Genomic DNA, 16,087 nt, shown 5'->3' with positions numbered 1-16,087 from the left:
GCGTTGGCGTGTAGGTAAAGTCTGTGTTACCAATTCAGAGGAAGAAGAGGCCTAGGCCACTCTCGGCCATAAAAAACCTCGCGTTACCGCACTACGGCCTTACTTTTGCAAGCGTGGTATATGCCTCTGGCTCCGGCCGGCGTTATGTCGTTCGGTTACCCGTTTCATCTTTTAACTACCAGGCCGTTTTGCACTCAACTGCCCACCTCTCCGCACTTACAACGTTCCGCCGCTGGCTGCTGCCAGTCTTTCTACTGCTGCTCGGGGTACTGCTGGCCCCCGCGGCCCAAGCCCAGATACAGCTGAAGGGTATCGTGATTGATAAAGACACCAAGGAGCGGCTGCCTTTTGCCAGCGTAGCCGTGCAGGGTACCGGCAACGGTACGGCCACCAACATGGAGGGCGAGTTTACGCTGAAAGTAGCCAAGCTGCCCGTTGTACTACTAGCCTCTGAGCTGGGCCACGTGCGCGACACCTTACGCATTACCAGCCCCACTCAAACCATTGAAATTGCGCTGGGCTCGGCCTCCATTGTGCTACCCGAAGTGAAAGTGGGCAGCTACCCTTTTCAGCTAGTAGACCGGGCTTTCCGGAATATGCAGCGCAACTACCGCCGCAAATTCTACGGCAAGGCCTTCTACCGCCAAACCACCCGCATCGACAACGAGCCCACTGAGCTGCAGGAAGTGGTCTGGAACGTGAAGTCGAACAACGCCCGCATTGAGGGCACGGCCATTGCGCAGGGCCGCTACGCGGGTAAGCAGGCCATTACCAACTTCAGCAACTTCTCGCTCTACACGAAATCCTACGGCCTCTTCGACCCCAGCGCCGACACCACCAAGTCGCTGGCCTTGCTGAGCCCCAACGTGGTGAAGAACTACGAGCTGGAGCTGAAAGGTATTGTGGCCGGGGCCGACACTACCAAGGGTGGCATTGCAGAAATCGACTTCAACACCCGCCCTGAGCTAACCAAATACAAGTCGGAAGGCACTATCTGGATTGACATTGATACCTACCGCGTGGTGCGCTACCGCATGACCACGCCCAACTTCACGGGCGGTACCAATAACCCCGACCAGAAGTTCCGCGACACTAAGCTCGACATCGAGATGAGCTTTCAGAATACGGAAGGAGAAGTTGCCCCGCTGGAGTACATGAAGACCAACCTAACCGCTACCCTTGTGAGCGGCAAGGATGTGACGCCGCTCAACGTATCGTCGTTTACCTTCTTCTACGATACCAACACCACGCCCACCAGCATCCCCTACGCCCGCGTGAGCCTGCAAGACCGTGACCTTACTGCCATCCGCAGCATCAAGTACGACCCCGAGTTCTGGGCGAATAACCCCGTAGTGCGTCGAACCCCCGTAGAGGACGAAGTAATTGCCGCCTTCGAGAAGAAAGGAGCCTTCGGAACCATGGTGAAGCCCGCACCCGCTAGGCCTGCCCGGTAGCAGCTCACAAAGCTAAAATGCACAAAAAGCCTTCTGCGTTAGTAGAAGGCTTTTTTGTGGCCTAGCAGGTGCATGCGTGAATGAAGGTGCCGCCTTACCTAACCCAACCCCAAAGAATTTCGTCTTACGCATTCAAGGGTACCCGTTGAACACGCGGTTAATTAAAATGACCGGGTACAGCCGTTTGATAAACGATAGGCGCGTCTGCTCTGACGCTACGCCTCATGCCACCAGTCCCACATCGGAAGAGAGGACGAGACCAGAATACACTGGTGGTAATACCGCTGCAGTACAATGACTGAAAGAACGGATAATAAGGCAACGGTATACATTCCCGGCCATTACCGCACAGAAGCGGCTGATGGGTTGGCAGAGTTCAATTACCTGCTCACCCAGGCGCTGAAGGCAGATTTTACGATTCAGTTTATTGAGTTCTGCCTAGAGCAAGCCCCCGACTGGTATCAGATAGAGCACACAGATGATATCTGCATTCATAAGTTCGGGATAAAGAACTGCAGCAAGCTTCAATTGCCTAAGGCGTTTCAAAACTGGCTGAAAGCGATTCGGGGCGAGACGTGTATTTTCCACTTAAGCCACATTTACAACATCGATAATTATCTGATATGCCGGCTGCTGAATAAGTACAATATCCCATACCTAATAACACCGCACGACTCGTTTGTGTACGATCCGGATTTCAGGAAAAAGCGGCCGTTTCTCAAGCGGCTGTACCGCAATGCCTTTATTCGGGTGTTTGATAAATACGTGCTAGACAATGCCGCCGTGGTGCACGGGATTACGGCCATGTGCGCGGGCTATCTGAAAAATATAACCAACTCACCCGTGTGCGTAGTGGCAAACCAGGTGAGCGACACAAACATCCTGCTAAACCTTGCGGCCCTGAAGCCGCAGGTATGTTTTATCGGGCGCTTCAGCATTTTCAATAAGGGGATAGACCTGGCACTAAAAGCCTTTCAAGTATTTAAATCGAGCTCGGGCCACGCGAAGGAAGTGAAGTACACCCTGATTGGCCCCGCAGACGCACCGGCTATTGTAGAAAGAGAACAGCTGTGCCGTCAGCTCAAGCTGAAAATAGGGGAAGACGTTGTGTTTACCGGCAAACTATCGGAGGCCGACCGGAATACAATTTTGGCTGAGTCGAAGGTGTATATGCAATTGTCGCGCTCGGAGGGGTTTGGGCTCAGTATAGCGCAGGCCTTGTCTTGCTACAAGCCGGTCATCATTTCAACGCAGGTGCCTATTCACGATAAAGTCACGGCCTACAACGCAGGGTTTGCCGTGACCTCGCCCGAAGAAGCTGCTCAGGCTTTGGATAAGATATTCTCGTTGTCTCAGACGGAATATGCGACTATGGCAGAAAACGCGCGCCGCTGCTACGAGCAGGAATTTCATCCGGACGTTATCAAGCCACAGTTGATTGGTCTGTATGAAAAGGCGTTGTTGCACGTGAGGCATTAACCAGCTTATGCTAGCCTGGTGGCACTTGTGCTGGTAAGCGCCGCCGTAACTTCAAGCCTGAGGATGTGCGTAAGGCAAGAATAAAGTTGGCCGCGCACGGTGCAGGTTGTTCCTTTGCAGCGGAGTGGCCAGCAGGCCTAGCTCTTCCATTTACCCGCTTTATGCGCCAAGCCGTTGCTATTCTGCTTCTTTGCTCGCTCATGGTGCAGTGCACGGGGCGGTTTGGCATTGTGGCCGGCTGGTGGCTAAACCAAGACTACATTGCGCGGGTGCTGTGTATCAACCGCGACAAGCCGCAGCTGAAGTGTAATGGCCGCTGCCACCTGCGCAAAGAGCTGAAGGCCCAGGAAGAGCGGGAGCAAAAGCAGCAAACCGGCAGCAAGCAAGCCGCGCAGGAAGTGCTAACGCTGTTTTGCGCTACCGTAGTACCCCTGCGCCTCACGCCCCCGGCCGCCTTTCCGGAGGCTACGCGCTATGCCACCTTCCGCGTAGGCCACTACGCCTGGGACCGGCCCGGTCCCGACTACCCGCCCGCGCAGGGCTGATTGTACCCCCGCCTTCTCGGAATTTGACAGGCCTAGCGGCCCGGCTTCGTGCTGCCTTTTGGGTGAGCGGAAGCGGGTGCGGCCTGTCGTACAATCAGCCTTTTCTCGGTGAAAAAACATGTATTGTTGCCCCTGGCTCTCGTGGTGAGTCAGGCGGCGTGGGCACAGCGTACCCTCACGGGCCGCGTGTTCGACGCTACCACCAAAGAACCCCTCATAGGCGCCACCGTGCGCACCCCCGACGCTCAGCTCGGGACGGTTACCAACGCCACCGGCCAGTTTTCACTCGCCACCGATGCCAGCCAGGTAGTGGTTTCTGCCGTTGGATATAAGCCCTTTACGGTGGCCGTGCCGGCCGAAAGCAGTGGCCTACGGGTGGCGCTGGAGCCAGCCGTGGAAGATCTGCAAACTGTAGTAGTAACCGCCAGCCGCGAGGCTCAATTGCGCACCGATGCCCCGGTGGCCATTTCCAAACTCTCACCCACTGTCATTCAGGACACCAAGCCCACGCTGCTGACAGAGCTGATAAATAAGGTGCCGGGGGTGGTAATGCTCAACTACGGAAACGAGCAGCACGCCATGGGCATCCGGCAGCCCTTCGGTACCTCAGCCTATTTTCTGTATCTGGAAGACGGCATTCCGTTGCGGCCCATGGGCGTGTTCAACCACAATGCGCTGCTGGAAACCAATCCGCTGGCCATCAATTCTATTGAGGTGGTGAAAGGGCCCGCCTCGTCGCTATACGGCCCCGAGGCGGTGGGCGGCGCCCTCAACGTGCTGACCAAGCGGCCTACCAGCGTACCCACCGCCAGCGTGGGCGTGCAGGCCGACCAGTACGGCTACCGGCGCCTGCAGTTTGGGGGTGGGGGTATGGCTACGCCGAAGCTGGGCGCCTACGTGAGTGGCTACATAGCCCGCCAGCGCAACGGTTGGGCCGCCAGCTCCGATTACGACAAGGTATCGGTGAACGGCCGAGTAGAGTATGCGCTGTCGGACAAAACCCGCCTCACCGCCGCGGCTTCGTACAACGATTACGATTCCCAGACCAGCAGCCCCGTGGACAGTGTGGCCTACTACCGCCGTCAGTACAGCAGCACTACTGATTTCACGTACCGCAAAACGTACGCCCTACGTGCCCGCCTCACCGCCGAGCAGCAGTGGAACGAGCGCAACCAAACCACACTCACGGTTTTCTTCCGCGATAATAGCATCGGCCAGAACCCTACCTATGGCATTCGGTGGCGGTCGGGAGCCAGTACGGCTACTGGCGAAATCAACGAGAGCCGGTTCAAGAGCTATGGCGTACTGGCCCAGCATAGCGTGCAGTTCGGCTGGTGGAAGTCGAGGCTGCTGGCCGGCACTAGCTTCGACTACTCGCCCACCCAGTACGATGCTCACCAGATTGACCTTGCCGCCCAACTGCGGGCTGATAAGAAGTCGGTGGAGCGCTACACTGTGACGGCCGACCGGCCCGATTTGTCCATTGCCAACTACGACACCGACCTAATTAACTCGGCGGTGTACGCGCAACTAGATGTGCACCCTGTGGAGCACCTGCAGCTTACGCTCGGAGAGCGGTTCGACCGAATATCGTTTGACTATAACAACTACCTCGATCAATCGAGCGGTAACAAAACCTTTCAGCAGGCCACGCCCAAAATAGGGCTAACCTATGACCTGGGCCACGGGCGCGGTCTGTACGCCAACTACAGCCAAGGTTTCTCGCCGCCGGGCCTTACGGCTATCTTCCGCAAGCGCCCCAACACGCCCGCCGGTGCCCCCGCCGAGTTCTACTACAACCTGAAACCAGCCCATTTCTTCAACCGCGAAATAGGGGGGTGGGCCTCCGTACTGAATAACAAAGTGTACGTTGATGTGGCCCTGTACCAGTTGGATGGGCGCAACGAGCTGCTCAGCATCCGGCAGCCCGATAACTCCACCGACTACCAGAGTGCAGGTAAAACGCTGCACCGGGGCATTGAGTACGGCCTCACCTATAAGCCCACGGCCGAGTTGTTCTTTCGCTTCGGGGGCACCAATGCCGTGCACCGGTTTGAGGAGTTTCAGCTCAGCGCCAACCAGACTGATGCGGTGCGGAACGTGAACGGCAAAGACATGCCCCAAGCCCCGCGCTGGGTGGCAAATACCGAGCTGACGTATAAGCCGCACTGGCTGCCCGGCTTCCGGATAGCCGGCGAGTATCAGCGCATCGGTAGCTGGTACCAAGACCAGGTAAACCGCGTGCAGTACAACGACAAAGGCCTGTTTGGAGCCCGTGGGGTGAGCGTGCTCAACCTGCGCACTGGCTACAGCTGGCACGAAACCCTGGAGGTGTTCGTGAACCTGCTCAATGCCACCGACGAGCTGTATGCCACCGCCGCCACCCGCGGCAACACCCGCACCGACCGGACCAACTATACCCCCGGTGCCCCCCGCACCTTCACGGCCGGCGTGCAATACAACTTCATCGGTAAAAAATAGGCGTCAGAACCTCGCTCCCCTCCTCAGATGAGGAGGGGCTGGGGGTGGTTGACCTGGCCTAGAACGACTACACTAGAACGTCTACCTCAGACCGTCATGTCGAGCTGGTCGAGACATCTCGCGTGCTGATGTTGAATCGTTGGTAGACCAGGTGAATAGACAGAGGTATAGATGCTTGCCTACGGCGACCTTCGGTTCGGCTGCGCTCAGCATGACGGTTAGTATGGCAACATCAGCACGCGAGATGTCTCGACAAACTCGACATGACGTCCTTTTGTGGTCGTGTTAGGCCACTTCTGCATCCCTCAGTTCCCCTTGTTCGAGGGAATGTGCCATGCTTGGCTATCCAAAATATTATTCAAACAACATGCAAGTTACTACCCAAGCGCCTGCCGCCCAGCCCGGACCCATCCGGCGTATGGTGCAGCGCAATATGTACCGCTGGCACCGCATCATTGGCATCATCACGGTGATACCCGTTATTTTCTGGACGCTGAGCGGCCTTGCGCATCCCTTGATGAGCAACTGGCTGCGGCCGAAGATTGCGCGGGAGTTTCTGGTGCCGGTGCCCGCCCCGCGCCTCACCGTGCCATTGCAGCAGGTACTACGCCAGAACAACGTGCCCAGCCTGCGCAACGTGCGGCTGGTACGCTGGCAGGGCCAGCCGACTTACCAAGTGTTACTAGAGGCGCCCACGGCGGTGCCGCGCTATTTCAGCGCTACTACTGGCCTAGCGCTACCCGCTTCCGCCGACCAACAATACGCTGAGCAGCTAGCCCGCTATTTTGCGCAGGACACTACCGCAAAAGTGGCCTCCGCCGAGCGGCTGACGGCTTTCGATGGGGAGTACAAGTTTGTGAACCGCCTGCTGCCGGTCTGGAAAATTACGCTTGACCGGCCCGATGGCCTGACGGTGTACGTGGAGACGATGCCCGCTCGGATGGCCACGTTTAACAACCGCGCCCGCACCACCTTTATTCGGGTGTTTGACCTGCTGCACAACTGGTCGTTTCTGGAGCTGGTGGGCGGCAACACGTTTCGGGTAGTGACGATGCTGGGGTTGCTGACCATCATCCTCGCTTCCACCGTAAGTGGCCTAGTGATATATGGGTTCATGTGGAAGCGCTTCCGCAAGCCCCGCAGCGCGCAAGACCAAGTGGGGTGGCTGCGGAAGTACCACCGGCAGGTGGGACTGGCCGTGGCATTTGTCACGTTCACCTTTGCTGGCAGCGGCGCCTTTCACGTTTACCTCAAGCTGCACCCCGACGACCGGCTGCGCTACCAGCATGCCCCTGCCATACGGCTAGGCCAGTTACAGGTTGATCTGACGGCGCTGCCGCTCCAGTGGAAAAAGGTGCAGAACGTGGCGCTGGCAGAGTTTGAGGGCCAAGTGTACTACCAGGTCTTTCAGCTGCCCCCCAACGAAGAAGCCCCCAATAGCTCAACTGCCGGGGGGAGCACTGGCCAGCCCATTGAGGCGGTTAAGGCCGTGGCCTACTACAGCGCCGCCACGGGCCAGCTACTGCCTGATGGGGCTACCCGGCACGCTCGCGCCCTGGCCAACACGTTTCTACAAGAAGCCAGCGGCACGGCCACGTTGCCAGGTATTGAAAAAACAGAGCTGATTGATCATTTTGAGGGTGAGTATGGCTTCATCAACAAGCGCCTGCCCGTAGTGAAGGTGGCCTACTGTACTCCCACAAAAACAACGCTCTACGTGGAACCCGCCACCAACCGCCTCGCCGCCCGCGTCGAAAATGCCGACCGTTACGAAGGCCTCAGCTTTGCCTTCCTGCACAAGTTTCATTTCATCGGCACCGTCGCCGGCAAAGACGTCCGCGACATGGTGACCATGCTTTCTGCGCTGGGGGTGCTGGCAGTTTCGCTGCTAGGCCTGTGGCTGTTTGTGAAAGTGAAGTAGGAGGGTATACCACTGGCCTAGCGCGCAGTGTAAGGCGCAGGCAAGGGCCGGGGAGTGAGGCACCCACCGGAAAAGCCGAGAAATAAAAAGGCCGCTCCAAGTTGCTTGGAGCGGCCTTTTGCTTTGTGCGCTGATACTCTTAGCCCTTACGAGCTTCGTCAAATCGGCGGTTAACCTCAGCCCAGTTAATGACATTATAAAATGCCTTAACGTAGTCGGGGCGCTTGTTTTGGTACTTGAGGTAGTAGGCGTGCTCCCACACATCGAGACCCAGCAGCGGCGTGCCGCGCTGAATGCCGGGCAGGTCCATCAGGGGGTTATCCTGGTTGGGAGTAGAGGTGATGGCCAGCTTGCCAGCCTGCTTATCATGAATCAGCCACGCCCAGCCCGAGCCGAAGCGGCTGGTAGCAGCTTTCGTGAACTCCTCCTGAAACTTCTCATAGCTTCCGAAGTCCTTGTTGATGGCTGCCGCCAGAGCACCGGTAGGCTGTCCGCCGCCCTTAGGAGCCAGCAGCAGCCAGAAGAAGGAGTGGTTCCAATGGCCGCCCGCGTTGTTGCGGATAGCATCGGGCTGCTTGCTAGCCGAAGCTAGCAGCTGGGCCAGGCTCAGCTTTTCTTCAGGCTTGCCGGCTACGGCCTCATTCAGCTTAGAAACGTACGTTTTATGGTGCGCATCATGATGGATTTCCATCGTTTTGGCATCAATGTGCGGCTCCAGGGCATTGAAAGCGTAGGGAAGAGCCGGCAGCGAGAAAGGGCCATCGGCTATGGGCATGGCGCGGGCTTCGCGTAGCAGTTTCTCCTCGTGAGCTGCTGCCAGCAGGGCGGGGCTTACGAGGGCACCCACCATAGTTAGTAGGCCATTTTTCAGAAAATCTCGCTTCAGCATGATCGTATGGAAGGAATGGAAGGGAAGATAAAGAAAGGCAACGTGGCAAATAGAGTACCAGTTGCAAGGTAAGCGTTGTACCCTTACCAGTGGCCTACGGTTGCGCTTGGCCGCAATGAACAAGGGATTAGGAGCAATGAGCAGCCTACAGTGGGTAACTGAGTCGCTCGGCCATTGCTCCTTATACCTTGCTTAGTACTTCCTTAGGGGTTGGTGCTCCACATGCCGGCTTCCTTAATAAAGATGCGGCGGTTAAGCTTGAGCTGGGAGATAATGAACTCGGCTAGGTCTTCAGGCTGCATCACCTTGTCGGGGTTGCCGTCGGTGAGCTTGTTGTTGATAGCAAGTTCCGTGGCCACGGTGCTGGGCGTGAGGGCCGAAACGCGGATGTTGTGCTTGCGCACCTCCTGCATCAGCGACTCAGTGAGGCCTAGAATGGCAAACTTAGAGGCGCTGTAGGCGCTGGTGGTAGCAGCACCGCGCTGGCCGGCCGTGGAGGCAATATTGATGATGTCGCCGGTTTCGCGGGCAATCATCTGGGGCAGCACGGCGCGGGTAGCGTAGTACGTGCCCAGCAGGTTTACCTGGATAATCTTCTCCCACTCGGCAGGGTCCATATCCACGAGCTTGGCGAAAGTGCCAATGCCTGCATTGTTGATGAGAATATCCAAGTCGCCCAGCTCCGCTTGGGCCTTGCTTACGGCCGCTTCTACCGAAGCACGGTCGGCAATGTCAGCGGCCAGCACTACGGCTTTTACACCGAGGGCTTCAATTTCCTGAGCTACTTCGCGCAGCTGACTTTCGGTACGGGCCAGCAGTGCCACGTGTACGCCTTCTTGGGCCAGCGCCACGGCAATAGCTCGTCCGATACCTTTACCTGCCCCCGTTACCAGGGCATTTTTGCCAGTGAGTGAGTTCATATGATGCGTTATTAACCAAGTGATGTGGCTGTATAACTCTGTATGGCCAGTTCGGTTATGAGCTAGTTAGCTATGTCTTAGTTAATAGTTGATGCAATAGACTAGAAAACTGCTGGTTGCAACAGTTTTACGTCTGGCCAAGTGAGGTTTAGCAGTGACTATCTCAGGTAGTAGCCGTACAGGTAGATGGCAGCTTGGCTCAGCAGCAAGTGAACCTGTACGGCAGTTAGGCTCGGATCAGCGCTGAGTTGCAGACACAGGGGATAGGCCAGTCTACTCGGGAGCTGGTCGCTATGGCTGAATATTTCGTTCCGAGCAACTACCTCTGGGCCTGACGGGCACGTTCAGCCAACGCCACTAGCCCATTAAGCGGGACAGCAACTGGTTAAACGACCCTGCCTCGGCCTGGAGAGGGCCGAAGAACTGGGCGTCTACCTGTTCCACCACCGCGTTGGCTTGCCGGAGCAGAGTTTCGCCGGCGGTGGTCAGCCGCAGCTGCTTGGCCCGGCCGTCCTGCAGGTGGCTATGGCGCTCGACCAAACCCTTGCGTTCCAGCGTCTGGAGAACTTTGGAGGTCATCATCCGGTCGGTATGGGCATAATCGGCCAGCCGCTGCTGGGTCACGGCTTCTCCTTGTCGGCTTAGCCAGTACAAGCCAGCCAGCAGCGAGAACTGCGTCAGCGTGAGACCGAGCGGGCGCAGCTGCTGGTTCATCTGTAAGTGCCAGCCCATTGAAACCTGCCAGAGCAGGTAACCGGTTTTTTCTTCGGGCTGCACATAGGAGAAGATGGGCTTGTCACTCATTGCGGTCAGTAGTCAGTGGTCATGGCTGCGCGAATTAACTCAAAATCAACGGCCGGAATCTCAACGCACCCAAACCGAAAGCTGTAGCCCCAGCGTGCCTTATTCGGAATAAACGTAAGCTGGGCCAACAGGGGCTGAATGGGCACTTCCGTTGCGGGCTGGTAGCGGGCCTCGCGCCGAAATGGTGCAAAGTCGGGGCTGACGTCTACCTGAAACACGGGTCCGGCGCTGACTTCCCCCAGTGCCACAAAACACTGGCAGGGGGCGGCTTCCCCATACGTCAGCTTGGGCGCGTAAAGCACGAGGCCGTCGCCCGGCTGCAGGCGGCGCAACGGGCCCGGCTTGCCATGGTTGACTTGGATAATGCCCTGCGCAACGCCGTGCAGGGCGTGGTCGCGGCTGGTCACAATGACCCAGTATCGGGGTTCCTTCATGCGGCGGTCACTTCTTGCAGGGTCAGCCAGTAGCCATCTGGGTCGGCAATGATGGCGGTGTTGCCGAAGGGGGTGGCCTGCAAGCCGCGAATCAGGCGGGCTTTACGTTCCAGGCGCTCCAGAAATGCGGCTAGGTCGGGGATGCTGAACCAGAGGCTCACGCCCCACCCAAGTTGGCTGGTGGCCTGTAGGTCTACTATGGGGGTGCGAATGGCAAACAGCGCGCCGCTTTGCGTGGCAAACAGGCAAGCATCCGGGGGCGAAGAGGGCAGTGTTTGGAAGCCGAGGACCTCAGTGTAAAACTGGCGGGAGGTTGCTAGGTCGCTCACTTGGAGCGAAACGAAGCCGAGTTGGGTAGGGGCTGACATGAGAAAAATTATTTGGTAGTCGTGACTACAAATTTAGCCAATTAACTTGACATTTCGTGGGAAGACGCTGGTAACCATTGCTTCACCCACCAGCTGTTGCTAGTGTCAGTTTCAGTTGCACACTCCGGCCCACGTATTTCTGGCCTTGTCTGAAAGCAGGGTATAATAGTTTTACTTCCTCACTGCTCTAAGAAGGCCTATTGAGGTTTAGCGCCGGCTACTTACCTTCAAGCTCCACATTCTACTATATCCGGTTAATGAAAAAGTTAGCCCTGTCCGGCCTGTTGGCCGGGGCACTCCTGGCATCGGCCTGTAATCAGCAGAAGTCTGCTGACGGCGGCGCGACAGGTGCCGAAACCACTCTTGCCGACGTGAAAGACATCAACAAGCTGTTTGAACTGTACTGGGAGGAAAATGCCAAGCTCTTCCCACTCGACGCCACCACCCAGGGCGACAACCGCTACAACGACCAGCTGCCTAACGACGGCACCAAGGCGTTTCGGGAGCAGCTGCGTGCTTTCTACCAAAAGTACCTCGATGGCCTCCAGAAGTTTGACCCGGCCACGCTTTCTGCCAACGACCGAATCAGCTACAACATCTTCCAGTACGACCTGCAAACCAAGCTGGAGGGCCTGAAGCTGAACACCTGGATGATTCCGTTTCAGCAGTTTTGGGGCCTGCCCATCACGCTAGGCCAGTTCGGCTCGGGCGAGGGCGTGCAGCCCTTCAAAACCACCAAAGACTACGAGAACTGGCTGGGCCGCGTGCATGGCTTCACCGTGTGGGCTGATACCGCCATCGGCAACTTCCGCCAGGGCATGAAGGCCGGCGTGGTGCTGCCCAAGGCGCTGGTGACGAAGATGATTCCGCAGATGCGCGACCTGGAAGTAACCGACCCCACCAAAAGCCTGTTCTACGGGCCTATCACGCGCATGCCCGCCGACATCTCGGCGGCCGATAAGCAGCGCCTCACCGAGGCCTACAAGAAGGCCATTATGGAGGAGCTGGTGCCCACCTACAAGAAGCTCGGCGACTTCCTCGAAAACGAGTACGCGCCCAAAGCCCGCGCTACCACTGGTATTTCGGGGGTGCCTGGCGGCGAGGAAATCTACCGTTACTACGTAAAGAACTGGACCACCACCGACAAGACGCCCGAGGAAATCCACCAGATAGGCCTACGCGAGGTAGCGCGCATTCGGGGCGAAATGGAGAAAGTGAAGGCGCAGGTAGGCTACAAAGGCGACCTAAAATCGTTCTTCCAAAGCCTGAAGACCGACCCCAAACTCATGCCGTACAAAACCCCGGAAGAAGTGCTGAACGCCTTCCGGGCCATTCAGGCCAAGATCACGCCCAACCTGCCCAAAATGTTCGGGCGCACGCCCAAAACGCCGTTTGAAATTCGGCAGACGGAGGCGTTCCGGGCAGCTTCGGCTTCGGCGGAGTACAACCAAGGCTCACCGGATGGCTCTAGGCCAGGTGTCTTCTACATTCCGATTGTAGACGCCACCAAGTTCAACGTTACCTCAGGCATGGAGTCGTTGTTCCTGCACGAGGCCATTCCGGGCCACCACTACCAGATTTCCTTGCAGCAGGAAAACACCGACCTGCCCAAGTTCCGGCGGTTTGCGTGGTACGGGGCCATGGGCGAAGGCTGGGCCCTCTACACCGAGAGCCTGGGTAAGGAGCTAGGCCTCTACACCGACCCCTACCAGTACATGGGCGCCCTCGGCGACGAAATGCACCGCGCCGTGCGCTTGGTAGTTGACGTGGGCATGCACAGCAAAAACATGAGCCGCGAAGATGCCATCAAGTACATGATGGATAACGAAGCCATCAGCGAGGACGGCGCCACCGCCGAAATTGAGCGCTACATGGCTATTCCGGGGCAGGCGCTGTCGTACAAAATTGGCGCCCTGAAAATTCGGGAGCTGCGCGAGAAGTACGCCAAGCAGCTCGGTCCCCACAACGATAAGCTGCGCGAGAAGTACGCCGGCCAGCACCGCACCCACTTCAACTTGGCCGCCTTCCACGATGAACTCCTGAAGGACGGCGTAATGCCACTCTCAGTTCTGGAAAGCAAGATGGATAACTGGGCCGCTAACAATAAATAGCATTAGCTACCCTGCGTAAAAAAGAGCCTGAATGCTGCGGAAAAACCGTAGCGCTCAGGCTCTTTTTTACGCAGGTGGCCTAGCATCTCAAAACTGCGCTAGCACATAAGTCTGCTCGTGTTTACTGCATCATTGAGCAAATTGGCCTTATTTGCCCAGTGACTCCAGCGCATCCATGTCTTCTTGCGAGAGAGAGATGGATGCGGCTTTCACGTTTTCTTCGAGGTGTTTCACTTTGGAAGTGCCAGGAATGAGCAGGATGTTGGGTGAGCGGTGCAGCAGCCAGCTCAGGGCAATTTGCTGCTTGCTGGCATCATACTTCTGGCCAATCTGCTCGAGCTTATCCAGGGCTTGGGTGTTGCCGCCGCTAAGGGGATACCACGGAATGAAGGCCATCTCGTTTTGCTCGCAGTACTCCAGCTCGGCTTCCCACTTGCGGTTATCCACGCTGTACATGTTCTGCACCGACACCACTTTCACGTACTCCTGGGCCTTCTGGATTTGCTCCACGGTTACTTCCGAAAGGCCAATGTGCTTCACCAGGCCTTCTTTCTGCGCTTGCTGCAGGAACTCTAGGGTTTTCTCAAACGGCACTTCGGGGTCTACGCGGTGCAGCTGGTAGAGGTCAATCTGGTCTAGCTTCAGGCGCTTCAGGCTGCCTTCCAGCGCCTCGCGCAGGTGGTCGGGGTGGGCATTGATGGGCCACTGATTGGGGCCAGTGCGCAGTAGGCCACCCTTGGTGGCGATAATGAGGCCGGCACGGTAGGGGTGGAGGGCTTCGGCAATCAGCTCTTCCGATACGTTGGGGCCGTAGCTGTCGGCGGTGTCAATGAAGTTGACGCCCAGCTCCACGGCCCGCTTCAGCACCCGGATGGATTCGTCGTGGTCCTGGGGTGGGCCCCAGATGCCGTCGCCGGTGATGCGCATGGCGCCGTAGCCCATGCGGTTCACGGTTAGGTCGCCGCCCAGCGTGTAGGTAGGCACAAACGAGGTGTTGCTTTGATTAGCCATAAGAAATAGTTGGTGTTGGGAGAGGAATGAGTGGCCTAGAAAGTCTCTAAGCCTGTGCAGAAGCATACAACAGGCAAACCGTAAGATTGTCACAGGCTCAGGTACGTAAGAGCTGCCTACAGAGGAGCTTTGCCCGCCACCCGCTAACTGTGGCGGCTGCCGGTGCGTAGGCAAGAACTCCTCTATACGACTAGCATGATGAAGCTTTCCAATCCTACGCTGGCCTTTGTACTGGGCCGCCTGATGCTGGGTGTCAATTTTGCGGTGCACGGGCTGGTGCGGCTGCCTAAGCTGGCGGGCTTCCGGGCGGGGCTCGTGAAGCAGTTTGCCGCTTCTCCACTGCCCGCGCCACTGGTAGAGGCCTTTGCCACAGTGCTGCCGTTTGCGGAGGCTGGTATTGGCGTGCTGCTATTGCTAGGCCTGTTTACGCGCCCGGCCCTCACGGCCGCCATGTTGGTGCTTATCAGCCTGGTGTTTGGCAGCGCCTTACTTGAGCAGTGGGATACCGTGGGCACCCAAATGGTGTACGGCCTTTTCGTGCTCGGGCTCGTCTTGCTCTGCCAGCATAACCGCCTCTGCCTCGACCGGGTGGTGCCTACCGGGCCGCAAGGCCAGTAACTGCAGATTCTGCCGTGCGGCTTCGGCCATTACCGGAAGGCTCCCGTTCAAGGAAAGACTATTCTTCCATCGACTTCCTTTTCAAATATCATGAGCAAACACCTCTGGCAAACCATCGGGTTAGGCGGCCTGGCGGGCTTCCGTAGCATGACGGCCCCCGCGCTGCTGAGCAGCAACCTTCTCAAATATCACCCGCAAGCGCTGGAAGGCTCACCGCTGCGCTACCTGCAAAAGCCGCTGGTAGCTCACGGCCTGAAAGTGCTGGCCCTCGGTGAAATGACGGCCGACAAGCTGCCCCAAATGCCCGACCGAATTGCGCCCAGTATTCTGGCCGGCCGCATTGCCTCGGGTGCCTTAATTGGGGCCACCCTCTACAAGGTAAACCACGGCCGCTTACTCAACGGCGCCTTGCTGGGTAGTGTAGCTGCGGTGGCGGGTACCTACCTGAGTTTCTTCCTGCGCAAGCAGGCCACCCAAAGCTCGGGGCTGCCCGGCGGCATAGTAGGTGGCCTAGAAGACCTCCTGACCGTTGGCTCAGGGCTAGCTCTAACTAAAGGCAGCCACGTGGCGCAGCCCCAGTCCCGGCGCTGGGCCCTCTAACCTCAGTCAGTTGCCAAGCAAAAAGCCCCGTAGTGCTTGCACTACGGGGCTTTTTGTTTGCGACAGGCTATTATTACTGCTCGGGCTGGGCGCTGCGGGTTGTGCCCTGCGTTTCCTGATTGCCTTTGGGAAGGTTTACATTAGGAGAGCCAGGGTTGCTAGGCGAGCCTTCTAGGCCAGCCTGTGCCGAGGTCTGCTGATCTTTAGCCGAGCCTTTGCCGATGGGCGTGTAGGCCTCATCACCGCCGCTTATGCTGTCGCGGTTGGATTCAGTGGCGCGGGCCGGCATAGCCGTAGAGAAATCTTGGCTGACCTGAGGGTCTTTGCCGGGGGTATTTCTATAGTCGCAGGCAGTGAGGGAGGCAAAGAGGCCGGTAGCCAGCAAAAGGGAAAGGGCGCGTTTCATAAGGAAAAGAATAGGATGAGATGCAAGGGAGAGGAAAGGGATATAG

15 protein-coding genes are annotated in these 16,087 nt (G+C 57.6%); 8 read left to right on the top strand and 7 right to left on the bottom strand.

What is annotated here, in order from left to right; all coding sequences use genetic code 11:
* The first annotated feature begins 188 nt into the window (after positions 1-188).
* From EU557_RS17360 to EU557_RS17340, 5 genes are all read left to right on the top strand, one after another.
* Positions 189-1,454: a carboxypeptidase-like regulatory domain-containing protein gene (locus EU557_RS17360; protein WP_167855255.1), complete on the top strand. Its 1,266-nt coding sequence runs from the start codon at positions 189-191 to the stop codon at positions 1,452-1,454.
* 294 nt (positions 1,455-1,748) lie between these two features.
* Positions 1,749-2,933 (top strand): glycosyltransferase family 4 protein, encoded by a 1,185-nt coding sequence (locus EU557_RS17355; protein ID WP_135531746.1) that lies wholly within the window; start codon positions 1,749-1,751, stop codon positions 2,931-2,933.
* A gap of 161 nt (positions 2,934-3,094) precedes the next feature.
* Positions 3,095-3,478, top strand: a complete 384-nt coding sequence (locus tag EU557_RS17350; RefSeq protein WP_135531745.1) for a hypothetical protein — start codon at positions 3,095-3,097, stop codon at positions 3,476-3,478.
* A 108-nt stretch (positions 3,479-3,586) separates the two neighbouring features.
* Entirely contained in the window at positions 3,587-5,959 is a 2,373-nt protein-coding gene (locus EU557_RS17345) for a TonB-dependent receptor (RefSeq protein ID WP_135531744.1), read from the top strand.
* Positions 5,960-6,326: 367 nt separating this feature from the next.
* On the top strand, positions 6,327-7,880 hold the full coding sequence (locus EU557_RS17340; protein ID WP_135531743.1) for a PepSY domain-containing protein: 1,554 nt from the start codon (positions 6,327-6,329) through the stop codon (positions 7,878-7,880).
* A 139-nt stretch (positions 7,881-8,019) separates the two neighbouring features.
* Here EU557_RS17340 and EU557_RS17335 read toward each other — a convergent pair whose 3' ends face one another.
* The 5 genes from EU557_RS17335 to EU557_RS17315 form a co-directional block, all read right to left on the bottom strand.
* Entirely contained in the window at positions 8,020-8,655 is a 636-nt protein-coding gene (locus EU557_RS17335; RefSeq protein ID WP_245326325.1) for a superoxide dismutase, read from the bottom strand.
* 317 nt (positions 8,656-8,972) lie between these two features.
* Positions 8,973-9,689, bottom strand: coding sequence for a 3-ketoacyl-ACP reductase (locus EU557_RS17330; RefSeq protein ID WP_135531741.1), 717 nt, complete (start codon positions 9,687-9,689; stop codon positions 8,973-8,975).
* Between the two features lie 357 nt (positions 9,690-10,046).
* Positions 10,047-10,493, bottom strand: coding sequence for a MarR family winged helix-turn-helix transcriptional regulator (locus tag EU557_RS17325; RefSeq protein ID WP_135531740.1), 447 nt, complete (start codon positions 10,491-10,493; stop codon positions 10,047-10,049).
* A gap of 5 nt (positions 10,494-10,498) precedes the next feature.
* Entirely contained in the window at positions 10,499-10,927 is a 429-nt protein-coding gene (locus tag EU557_RS17320) for an EVE domain-containing protein (protein WP_135531739.1), read from the bottom strand.
* Positions 10,924-11,295 carry a VOC family protein gene (locus EU557_RS17315; protein WP_135531738.1) on the bottom strand — a complete coding sequence of 124 codons (372 nt, stop codon included), beginning with the start codon at positions 11,293-11,295 and terminating at the stop codon, positions 10,924-10,926. Before EU557_RS17315 ends, EU557_RS17320 begins: the two co-directional genes overlap by 4 nt.
* A gap of 257 nt (positions 11,296-11,552) precedes the next feature.
* Here EU557_RS17315 and EU557_RS17310 point away from each other — a divergent pair, with 257 nt between their 5' ends.
* Entirely contained in the window at positions 11,553-13,406 is a 1,854-nt protein-coding gene (locus EU557_RS17310; protein WP_135531737.1) for a DUF885 domain-containing protein, read from the top strand.
* A gap of 147 nt (positions 13,407-13,553) precedes the next feature.
* Here EU557_RS17310 and EU557_RS17305 read toward each other — a convergent pair whose 3' ends face one another.
* Positions 13,554-14,417, bottom strand: a complete 864-nt coding sequence (locus EU557_RS17305) for an aldo/keto reductase (protein ID WP_135531736.1) — start codon at positions 14,415-14,417, stop codon at positions 13,554-13,556.
* A 195-nt stretch (positions 14,418-14,612) separates the two neighbouring features.
* Between EU557_RS17305 and EU557_RS17300 the strand changes: the two genes are divergently transcribed.
* Complete coding sequence (locus tag EU557_RS17300) at positions 14,613-15,035, top strand: DoxX family membrane protein (protein ID WP_135531735.1); 423 nt, start codon at positions 14,613-14,615, stop codon at positions 15,033-15,035.
* A gap of 90 nt (positions 15,036-15,125) precedes the next feature.
* A complete protein-coding gene (locus EU557_RS17295) occupies positions 15,126-15,635 on the top strand; it encodes a DUF4126 family protein (protein ID WP_135531734.1) in 510 nt (169 codons plus the stop codon).
* Positions 15,636-15,708: 73 nt separating this feature from the next.
* Here EU557_RS17295 and EU557_RS17290 read toward each other — a convergent pair whose 3' ends face one another.
* Complete coding sequence (locus EU557_RS17290) at positions 15,709-16,041, bottom strand: hypothetical protein (RefSeq protein ID WP_135531733.1); 333 nt, start codon at positions 16,039-16,041, stop codon at positions 15,709-15,711.
* Between the last annotated feature and the right edge of the window lie 46 nt (positions 16,042-16,087).

It is taken from the genome of Hymenobacter wooponensis, assembly GCF_004745865.1.
GTDB lineage: Bacteria > Bacteroidota > Bacteroidia > Cytophagales > Hymenobacteraceae > Hymenobacter > Hymenobacter wooponensis.
Note: the sequence above shows the minus strand (reverse complement) of the source record. Positions and strands in the feature narration are given on the sequence as shown.

What these genes read in the sequence shown, in the direction of transcription:
- EU557_RS17355 (WP_135531746.1), top strand. Translation starts at nt 1,749, where the DNA reads ATGACTGAAAGAACGGATAATAAGGCAACGGTATACATTCCCGGCCAT.
- EU557_RS17350 (WP_135531745.1), top strand. Translation starts at nt 3,095, where the DNA reads ATGCGCCAAGCCGTTGCTATTCTGCTTCTTTGCTCGCTCATGGTGCAG.
- EU557_RS17340 (WP_135531743.1), top strand. Translation starts at nt 6,327, where the DNA reads ATGCAAGTTACTACCCAAGCGCCTGCCGCCCAGCCCGGACCCATCCGG.
- EU557_RS17335 (WP_245326325.1), bottom strand. Translation starts at nt 8,655, where the DNA reads ATGCCCATAGCCGATGGCCCTTTCTCGCTGCCGGCTCTTCCCTACGCT.
- EU557_RS17330 (WP_135531741.1), bottom strand. Translation starts at nt 9,689, where the DNA reads ATGAACTCACTCACTGGCAAAAATGCCCTGGTAACGGGGGCAGGTAAA.
- EU557_RS17325 (WP_135531740.1), bottom strand. Translation starts at nt 10,493, where the DNA reads ATGAGTGACAAGCCCATCTTCTCCTATGTGCAGCCCGAAGAAAAAACC.
- EU557_RS17320 (WP_135531739.1), bottom strand. Translation starts at nt 10,927, where the DNA reads ATGAAGGAACCCCGATACTGGGTCATTGTGACCAGCCGCGACCACGCC.
- EU557_RS17315 (WP_135531738.1), bottom strand. Translation starts at nt 11,295, where the DNA reads ATGTCAGCCCCTACCCAACTCGGCTTCGTTTCGCTCCAAGTGAGCGAC.
- EU557_RS17310 (WP_135531737.1), top strand. Translation starts at nt 11,553, where the DNA reads ATGAAAAAGTTAGCCCTGTCCGGCCTGTTGGCCGGGGCACTCCTGGCA.
- EU557_RS17305 (WP_135531736.1), bottom strand. Translation starts at nt 14,417, where the DNA reads ATGGCTAATCAAAGCAACACCTCGTTTGTGCCTACCTACACGCTGGGC.
- EU557_RS17300 (WP_135531735.1), top strand. Translation starts at nt 14,613, where the DNA reads ATGATGAAGCTTTCCAATCCTACGCTGGCCTTTGTACTGGGCCGCCTG.
- EU557_RS17295 (WP_135531734.1), top strand. Translation starts at nt 15,126, where the DNA reads ATGAGCAAACACCTCTGGCAAACCATCGGGTTAGGCGGCCTGGCGGGC.
- EU557_RS17290 (WP_135531733.1), bottom strand. Translation starts at nt 16,041, where the DNA reads ATGAAACGCGCCCTTTCCCTTTTGCTGGCTACCGGCCTCTTTGCCTCC.